Raw genomic sequence first — 365 nt, forward strand, 5'->3', positions numbered from 1 at the left:
AACTAAGGTGGTATTGGAGGAGGGGCTGTCCGTAGGTGGAAAAAAACTTCGAGAGATTTATGAGGTCATCAATCATAACAAAGCCTATCAGCATGTAAAAGATTGCATCTCAGAAAAGAAGTCTTTGGACGAGCATATCATTAAGGACTTACATGCTATTTTAATGGAGAATATTATGATTGGAGGAATATATCGGAACGTAGATGTTTATATTTCTGGTGCCTCCCATACTCCACCGAGCCCTAACGAAATGTATCGTCAGGTAAAAGCATTTTATATGGATTTGCAGGATAGAGCTATAGAAAATGTAATTGAACTTGCGGCCTGGACCCATGCTGAGTTTGTGAGAATTCATCCGTTTGCAG

Annotated in this window: 1 protein-coding gene; it reads left to right on the plus strand. The window is 39.7% G+C overall.

The window, feature by feature from the left end; genetic code table 11:
* Nucleotides 1–365, plus strand: a 365-nt coding sequence (locus tag RZO55_RS17905) for a Fic family protein (RefSeq protein ID WP_318065628.1), incomplete at both ends; no start/stop codon positions are given.

Origin of the sequence: Clostridium boliviensis (assembly GCF_033342255.1) — a bacterium.
In the GTDB taxonomy this organism is placed as follows: Bacteria; Bacillota; Clostridia; order Lachnospirales; family Lachnospiraceae; genus Lacrimispora; species Lacrimispora boliviensis.